Source organism: Stenotrophomonas sp. YIM B13575, from assembly GCF_042787595.1.
In the GTDB taxonomy this organism is placed as follows: Bacteria; Pseudomonadota; Gammaproteobacteria; order Xanthomonadales; family Xanthomonadaceae; genus Stenotrophomonas; species Stenotrophomonas lactitubi_B.
Genome location: NZ_JBHZOP010000101.1, coordinates 1 through 8,571, shown reverse-complemented (window position 1 = coordinate 8,571; position 8,571 = coordinate 1). Strand labels below are relative to the sequence as shown.

General features: G+C 65.6%; 4 protein-coding genes. 2 read left to right on the top strand and 2 right to left on the bottom strand.

Annotated elements, in window-relative coordinates; genetic code table 11:
- Nucleotides 1–533 precede the first annotated feature (533 nt).
- Nucleotides 534–896, bottom strand: coding sequence for a 6-carboxytetrahydropterin synthase QueD (gene queD / locus ACFX4F_RS15730; RefSeq protein ID WP_049444904.1), 363 nt, complete (start codon nt 894–896; stop codon nt 534–536).
- 196 nt (nt 897–1,092) lie between these two features.
- On the opposite strand from queD, the gene ACFX4F_RS15725 reads away from it, so the two are divergent.
- Both ACFX4F_RS15725 and ACFX4F_RS15720 read left to right on the top strand, forming a co-directional pair.
- Nucleotides 1,093–3,732 carry a TonB-dependent receptor plug domain-containing protein gene (locus ACFX4F_RS15725; protein ID WP_380656894.1) on the top strand — a complete coding sequence of 880 codons (2,640 nt, stop codon included), beginning with the start codon at nt 1,093–1,095 and terminating at the stop codon, nt 3,730–3,732.
- 64 nt (nt 3,733–3,796) lie between these two features.
- Nucleotides 3,797–6,391 carry a M14 family zinc carboxypeptidase gene (locus ACFX4F_RS15720; RefSeq protein WP_380656891.1) on the top strand — a complete coding sequence of 865 codons (2,595 nt, stop codon included), beginning with the start codon at nt 3,797–3,799 and terminating at the stop codon, nt 6,389–6,391.
- A gap of 443 nt (nt 6,392–6,834) precedes the next feature.
- Here ACFX4F_RS15720 and ACFX4F_RS15715 read toward each other — a convergent pair whose 3' ends face one another.
- Nucleotides 6,835–8,256, bottom strand: a complete 1,422-nt coding sequence (locus ACFX4F_RS15715; RefSeq protein ID WP_099820407.1) for a DEAD/DEAH box helicase — start codon at nt 8,254–8,256, stop codon at nt 6,835–6,837.
- Nucleotides 8,257–8,571: the final 315 nt, after the last annotated feature.

Sequence of the window (8,571 nt, the reverse complement as noted above, 5' to 3'; positions counted from 1 at the left end):
GGAGGCCCTTGCGTGCGAATGTCCTCCGGCGCCGGCCGTTGGCCGTCACCTCCCCCTTTACTTCGCACGCAAGGGCCTCCGCCCTGCGTGGGGAGATCTTCGGTGGCCTCAGGAAAAGCAGCGATCTGCGCGCCTGGTGCCGCAAGCCGAGCCTCGTCGGGGCGGGTAGGGGTCTGGGCAAAGTAAAGGAGGAGGGGGCGGCCAACGGCCGGCGCCGGGGGACATTTGCCCAGGCCCCTACCTGCCCCGGCAGGGCCCTTCAGCTGGCAGAGACCCGGACGAAGACGCGCTCCAGAATCCCAGACGACAGGCAAAAAAAGACCCGGCAGAGGGAGGGATCTGCCGGGTCCGGATTGCATGGGGGGAGGGACCCATGCAATGAGCGTGGGCGTCGCGCCAGTGGCTGTTGCCAGTCGCATCCGCCGTGCATTTGCGTTGATGCAATGCAGCATACGCCGATCATGCGGCAATGCAACAAAAAATACGAAGGCGCCGTTTCCGGCGCCTGGATCCCTTTCAGATCAATGGGTTGATCAGGCAGCAGGGCCGCGGTAGCGGCAGCCCGAGGTGCAGGTTTCGTGCACGGTGATCTCGCTCAATGCCGGCAGGCTGGGCTTGAGCTCGTTCCAGATCCACACCGCCAGATTCTCGCTGGTCGGGTTCTCCAGGCCGGGGATGTCATTGAGGTAGTGATGGTCCAGGCGGTCGTAGATCGGCTGGAACGCCGCCTTCACGTCGCCGAAATCCATGATCCAGCCGGTCTGCGCACCCGGCTCGCCCTCCACCTTCAGTTCCACCCGGAAGGAGTGGCCGTGCAGGCGCGCGCATTTGTGCCCCGGCGGCACGTTGGGGAGGCGGTGCGCCGCCTCGAGCATGAAGACTTTGAAGATTTCCATGTCGCGATTGTACGCCGCAGGCGCCCGATCAGCCCGGACCCCGCGTTGTCTTTCCGTGAAGAAATTCTTTTCATCCGGATGAAGAGATGATAGTTTCTCTTATATCCGTATGAAGAGATGTTATTGGCCGCAACCCGGCCAGGCATGGATTACTGCGGAACTTACCTCGTCCTTCCACTACCTCCCCCACATCGTCATGCCCCAGCACACCCTGCTCGTGGCGGCCCTGGCCGTCGCTCTGGCCGCGCCTTTGTCTGCCGCCGCCGAAACCACCGCCGACGCCAGCGGCGAAGCCAGCACCCTGGCTGCCGTGCGCGTCACCGGTTCCAACATCAAACGCGCCGATACCGAAGCCTCCAACCCTGTGCAGGTGATCGGCCGCCAGCAGCTGGAGCAGACCGGCAAGGCCACCGTGGCCGATGTCCTGCGCTCGATCTCTGCCAACACCGGCAACGCCAGCAACGAGACCACCAACAACGGTTGGGCGTCGGGCTCGGCCGGCATCGGTCTGCGCGGCCTCTCGCAGAAGAACACGCTTGTGCTGCTCAACGGCCGTCGCCTGGCCAACTACGGCTTCCCGGCCGGCGGCCTGTCGGACACCTTCGTCGATCTCAACGCGCTGCCGCTGGTGGCCGTCGAACGCATCGAAGTGCTCAAGGACGGTGCATCGGCGGTGTACGGCAGCGATGCGGTGGCCGGCGTGGTCAACATCATCACCCGGCAGAACTTCGAAGGCGCCGAGATCGGCGGCAGCTTCGGTGGCGCCGACCAGGGCGGCCTGCACGAGCAGAACCTGAAGTTCGTCGGTGGTCTGGGCGACATCGACAAGGACGGCTACAACATCCTCTTCAGCCTGCAGGCCTACAACCGCGAGCGACTGGACCAGGACGAGCGCAACCTGACCAAGAGCGGCATCTACAGCGACCAGCCCGGCGGCCGCTGGAACGGCTGGTCGGCCAAGGGCGCACGCTATCTGGTCAATGGCACCTCCGTGCCGATGCTCGATGCCAACGGCAACTGCCCCACCGGCACCACCAGCGTGGCCAGCGCGCTGATCGACGGCCTGGCCGGTGACACCTGCGGTTTCAACCAGGCGCCGTACACCACCCTGATTCCCTCGACCAAGCGCTACCAGGCCTACGCCAACGGCACCTTCCGCCTTGGCGACAACGTCGAAGCGTTCGGCGAAGTGCTGTACAGCCAGATCAAGAGCGCTGCGTGGTTCGGCAGCAGCCCGTTCTTCACCCTGGAAAGCGGTCGCTTCGCACTGAACGCGCAGACCGGCCTGGCCGAGCCGGTGTCGTCCAACCTGCCGGCCAGCAGCCCGTACAACCCATACGGCCGCGCGATTCCGATCGAATACACCTTCTTCGATCTCGGCGGCACCATCAAGACCAACCGCTCCACTGCCTATCGCGGTGTGTTCGGGCTGCGTGGCAACACCGAGAAGTGGGACTGGGAAGTGGCCGCATTCGGTGCGCGCAGCAGCGAGCGCGAAACCGTCTCTGGCGGCTTCGCCAACCGCTGGGCGCTGGCCAATGCGCTGGCGACCGGCAACTACAACCTGCTGAACCCGGCGGCGACGCCGCAGTCGGTGCGCGATTCGATCAACATCGCCACCCTGCGTCCGGCCGAGTCGGTGCTGCAGGGCATCGACGCGAAGATCTCCGGCAGCCTCGGCCACACCTGGGCCGGTGACATCGGTTTCGCTGCCGGTGCCGAATGGCGCCGCGAGAAGCTCGACTCGAACAACCCGTGGCAGATCGACGCCGGCCTGCAGGTGCGCCCGGCGATTGCCGAAGTGCACGGCGAGCGCAAGGTCAGCGCCGCCTATGCCGAGGTCAACGTGCCGCTGGCATCGACCCTGGAGCTGTCCGCCGCCGCCCGCGCCGATCATTACGATGATTTCGGCGACGCGTTCTCGCCCAAGCTCGGCCTGCGCTGGCAGCCGCTGGATTTCCTGCTGGTGCGAGCCTCGGCGTCGAAGGGCTTCCGTGCGCCGTCGCTGTCGGAGAACTCCAACAGCACCAGCATCGCCTACGGCAGCGTGGTCGACCCGCGTGATCCGGACGTGCCGGGCTCGCGGCAGAACCCGACCTTCTTCACCGTCGGCAACAGCGACCTGAAGCCGGAGCGCACCAAGAGCGTGAACTTCGGCGTGGTGCTGTCGCCGTGGGCGAACACCAACCTGAGCATCGACTACTACCGCATCCAGCTGGACAACCTGGTCGGTACCAACAACACCCAGACCCTGGTCAACGACAACGTCGCCGGCGCCGTGCAGCGCGATGAGCGTGGCAAGCTGCAGGCGGTCTACAACCGCTACCAGAACCTGAGCGAGCTGAAGACTTCGGGCATCGATGTCGAGCTGCGCCAGCGCATCCCGACCACCGCCTTCGGTGACTTCACCGTGGCCTCGGCCTACACCCATGTGCGCGACTACCGGCGCCCGACCGTGGTCGGTGGCCCGTTGGTGGACTATGCCGGCAGCAACCTCGGCGCCACCCTGCCGAAGAACAAGGCCACCACCACCCTGGATTGGAAGTACAGCGACTACACCGCTGCGGTGACCTGGTACTACACCAGTGGCTACGACCAGAAGGCCAGCACCGCCGCCGCCGCGGTGCAGAGCCGCGTCGATGCCTACAACCAGTTCGATCTGTACCTGGGCTACACCGGCATCGAGAACCTGACCGTGTATGCCAAGGTGCAGAACCTGGGTGACAAGACGCCGCCGTACGACGCTTCGTTCCCGGGCATCCGTGCGCCGTACGACTTCAGCCAGTACGACCTGCGTGGCCGCTACTTCACGCTGGGCTTCGATTACCGCTTCTGATCCACCCGCCGCGGCCGGCCACCCTGTGTGGCCGGCCGTGTTGCCATGTTCTTGGGGAGTCACTGTGTCCTTCCACCGCCGTGCTGTTTTCCCGCTGTTGCTTGCCGTCGCCACCGCCGTATCGCTGCCGTCTGCGGTGCATGCGCAGAGTGCCTATTTCTTCCCGAAGACCACCGATGCAGCGGCCTTCGATACCGCCATTCCCACGCCGGAGCAGTTCCTCGGCTATCCGATCGGCAGCCGTTACACCCGCCACGACCAGCTGGTGGCCTACTTTCAGGAGTTGGCCAAGCACTCGGACAGGATCAGCGTGCGCGAGATCGGTCGCAGCTATGAGGGTCGCCCGCTGCTGATTGCCACGGTCACTGCTGCAGGAAACCACGCGCGGCTGGAACAGATCCGCCAGCAGCACGCGACCCTGGTCGATCCGGCGCAGCCGCGCAGCGCTGCCGGTGACAGTCCGGTGGTGGTGTGGCTGGGCTACAGCGTGCACGGTAACGAGACCTCCAGCGGCGAAGCGGCGATGCTGACCGCGTACTACCTGGTGGCCAACCGCAGCGCGGAAACGCAGCAGTGGCTGCAGCAGGCGGTGGTGCTGTTCGACCCGGCGCAGAATCCCGATGGCCGCGACCGCGCCGCCAACTGGCACAACGCCTGGGCGTCAGATCCGGCCTCGGCCGATCCAGCCGACAAGGAGCACGTTGAGCCGTTCCCGCAGGGCCGCACCAACCACTACTTCACCGATCTCAACCGCGATTGGCTGGCGCTGACCCAGCAGGATTCGCGACCGAAGGTGGCGCAGTTCCACCAGTGGTACCCGAACGTGCAGATCGACTTCCACGAGATGGGCAAGGACAGCACGTACTACTTCGAGCCATCGCCGAAGAGCATGCATAGCCCGTTGATCCCGGCGGCGTCGTACGAGTTCAACAAGACCCTGGCCAAGTACCATGCCCAGGCGCTCGATGCGCTGGGTTCGCTGTACTACACCGGTGAGAACTTCGACAATTTCTCGCCCGTGTACGGCTCGACCTATCCGGACTTCCACGGCGCGGTCGGCGTCACCGTCGAACAGGCCAGCTCGCGTGGTCGCGTGCAGGAATCGGTGAATGGCCTGCTGATGTTCCCGTTCACCATCCGCAACCAGGTGGCCACCGGCTTGGGCACCGTGCGCGGTGCGGTGACCGAGCGCAGCGCCCTGTTCGATCTGCAGAAGCAGTTCTTCCAGAGCGCGCTGAAGCAGGCCGCGCAGCAGCCGGTAAAGAGCTTCGTGTTCGGCGATGCGCATGATCCGGCATTGACCCGGCACCTGCTGGAACTGCTGTTGCTGCACAGGATTGAAGTGCATGCGTTGGATCGCGCCGTCACCGTTGATGGCCAGCGTTTCGAAGCAGGCAGTGCCTACGTGGTGCCGGTGCAGCAGGCGCAGTTCCGCCTGGTCCATTCGATCTTCGCCGAGACGCCGCCGATCAAGGGCGACGTGTTCTACGGCAGTACCAGCTATGCGATCGCCCCGGCCTACGGCGTGGCCTCTGCCGGCAGCCGCAGCCGCATCGACGGCGGCGCCCGCGTGCTCGAGGTACCCGCAGCACAGGGCGGGGTGATCGGTGGTGAAGCGGGCTTCGCTTATGTAATCGACTGGCGCGACTACAACGCGGGTCGCGCACTGGCCGGCCTGCAGGCCAAGGGCTTGTCCACGCGTGCCACCTTCCAGCCGTTCACCGCAAGCACCGCAGAGGGCGACGTGGCCTTTGCCGGTGGCAGCATCGTGGTACCGGTGGCCGGGCAGCCACTGCAGGGCGCGGCGCTGCAGGAAGCGGTCGCCGCCGCTGCGCGGGCAGCCGGCGTGCAGGTGCATGCGCTGTCCAGTGGTCGCAGCCGCGATGGCATCGACCTTGGCAGTGATGGCGTCAAGGCACTACGCAAGCCAGCCGTCGCGCTGGTGATGGGCGAGGGCGTGGCCGCCACCGAAATCGGTTCGGCCTGGTTCCTGCTTGACCAGCAGCTGCGCCTGCCGTCCAGCAAACTGGACCCGCAGCAGCTGGGCAAGGTATCGCTGGATCGCTACACCACGATCGTGCTCTCCGGCGGCACCTACACCAGCATCGACGCAACCGCAGTAGCGGCATTGAAGCGCTGGATCCAGGCCGGTGGCTCACTGGTGACCTATGGCAGCGCTTCAAAGTGGGCGATCGAACAGAAACTTGCCGACGGTGAGAAGCTGGGCAAGGACGAGGAAGCAGGTGACAGCGCGCGCCGCGCCTTCGGTGAGCAGCGCGATATTGCCGCGATCGAGCGTGTCAGCGGCAACATCCTCAGCGCCGACGTCGACCCCAGCCATCCTTTGGCGTTCGGCGTGCCGCGCCGGCAACTGGCGATCAACAAGGAGAACACGGTCATCCTGCAGCCGAGCGCGAACGGGTTTTCCACGGTGGTGCGGATCGACGACACGCCGCGGGTGAACGGGTATCTGTCCGAGCGCAACCGCAGTCGCGTGGCCGGCAGTGCGTGGCTGCTGGTGTCGGCGCAGGGGCAGGGCAACGTGATCCTGTTTGCCGATGATCCGGCGCATCGCAAGTACTGGCATGGCACTGACCGGTTGCTGATCAATGCGATCTTCTTCGGGAATCTGGTGAATCCGACGAAAGCGCGGGGTTGAGGCATTACGCGCCGAACTGACGCTGGGATTGGGAGGACGGATGGGCCGCGCAGGACACGCCGCAAGTACATCCCTGTAGGCTCGTAGGCGCCATCCATGGCGCCTGCGGTCCTGCGCAGCCCATCCGTCCTCCCCAGACAGTTTCCTGCGGGCGCGGACGCATCAAACCCAAGGCGGGGGCAAGGGCAAAAGCAAAAGCTGGAATTCCGGCTTTTGCTTTTGTCTTTGTCTTTGTCTTTGTCTTTGTCTTTGCATTTGAATTTGAATTTGAATTTGAATTTGAATTTGATCCTTCTTCTCCCCGCTCCCCAACGCCCACACAAAACCAACCGCCAGCTCTCAAACCACCCGGCAGCCAGCAACAAAAAAGGGACGACGCGTTAGCGTCGTCCCTCGATAAGCAGCCCCCGCGCAGCGGGAGACGCCATCCCTGTCAGCTGGGATCAGCTGGCGCGACCGCCGCCGCCACCCTGGCCGCGGCCACGACCGCCACCCGTATTGGCACCGCCACCGCGACGCTGGCCCTGACCGGCACCTGCGCCCGCGCGCTGCTGGCCGTTGCCAGCGCCCTCGCGACGGCCACCGCCGGCCTTCTTCGGGCCTGCATGTGCATGACGCGGCGCATCGCCGTGCGGACGGCGCGCGTGGGTCTTGCGCGGCACGCGCTCGCCGGTATCGGCCTCGGCCTTGCCCGGAGCACTGTTGCCCCAGCGGATCGGCGTCTGCAGCTCGAAGCCCGGCACATCGCGGATGTCCATGTCACGGCCGAGCAGGCGCACGATCGCGCGCAGCAGCTTCACTTCATCCTGCGCCACCAGCGAAATCGCTTCACCGGTCGCACCGTTGCGGCCGGTACGGCCAATGCGGTGCACGTAGTCTTCGGCCACCATCGGCAGATCGAAGTTGATCACCTTCGGCAGCTCGTTGATGTCGATACCGCGCGCGGCGATGTCGGTGGCCACCAGCACGGTGACGCGGCCGGCCTTGAAGTCGCCGAGTGCACGCAGGCGCTGGCCCTGGCTCTTGTTGCCATGGATCGCCGCGGTCTTGATGCCGGATTTTTCCAGGAACGCGGCCAGCTTGTCGCTGCCGTGCTTGGTGCGGGCAAACACCAGGGTCTGCTCGCGGCTGTCCTGCGCCAACAGGTGCAGCAGCAGGTCGCGCTTGCGGCTGGCATCGACCGGATGCACCTTGTGGGTGATGGTCTCGGCCACGGTGTTCTTCGGCGTCACCTGGATCTGTTCCGGGTTGCGCATGAACTCCAGCGCCAACTGGCGGATGTTGTCCTCGAAGGTGGCCGAGAACAGCAGGGTCTGGCGGTTCTGCTTGGGCAGCTTGGCCAGGATGCGCTTGATCGAGGGCAGGAAGCCCATGTCCAGCATGCGGTCGGCTTCGTCCAGCACCAGCACTTCAATGCCGGACAGGTCGATGCTGCGACGCTCCAGGTGGTCGATCAGGCGGCCCGGGCAGGCCACCAGCAGGTCCACGCCGCGACGCAGGATGTCGAGCTGGTTGCCCATGCCGACGCCGCCGTAGATGCAGGCGCTGGGGATGCGCAGGTACTTGCTGTAACCGCGCAGGCTGTCATGCACCTGGGTGGCCAGCTCGCGGGTCGGTGCGAGGATCAGCGCGCGCGGCTTGCGCGGGCCGGTACGCACTTCCTGCGAAGCGGTGCCCAGGTGCTGCAGCAGCGGCAGGCCGAACGCGGCGGTCTTGCCGGTGCCGGTCTGCGCGCCGGCCAGCAGGTCGCGACCGGCCAGCACCAGCGGGATCGCCTGCTGCTGGATCGGGGTCGGGGTTTCGTAGCCCTGCTCGGCGAGCGCACGCAGCAGGAAGGGCGCAAGGCCCAGGGATTCAAAAGACATCGAGATTGCTCCAAGTACAGTTAACGCCTGTCCGAACGGACAGACGGGGGCAGATCAAACTGATCGGCTGACTCGGAGCGTTCCCGTGAACCGCGCTGCGAGAATTGGGTGCAGCCAACGCGAAGCGCAGGCTGGAATGCGTGACGAACGGCGTCGGAGTGGGGGCGGGCGATGGGGCGGACCCCTGTCGCCGGCGATCCCGGAGGGAAACGGACGGCCGCTGCAGACCCGGATAGTCTAGCGGAAGGATGAGACCTGACGCAAAACAGGCTGTTCAGGTTGGGGTTTCCGGCAGGGCTGCGCCCTGCACCCGCC

Coding starts and splice junctions, on each gene's coding strand:
- ACFX4F_RS15715 (WP_099820407.1), bottom strand. CDS start 8,256: ATGTCTTTTGAATCCCTGGGCCTTGCGCCCTTCCTGCTGCGTGCGCTC.
- ACFX4F_RS15725 (WP_380656894.1), top strand. CDS start 1,093: ATGCCCCAGCACACCCTGCTCGTGGCGGCCCTGGCCGTCGCTCTGGCC.
- queD (WP_049444904.1), bottom strand. CDS start 896: ATGGAAATCTTCAAAGTCTTCATGCTCGAGGCGGCGCACCGCCTCCCC.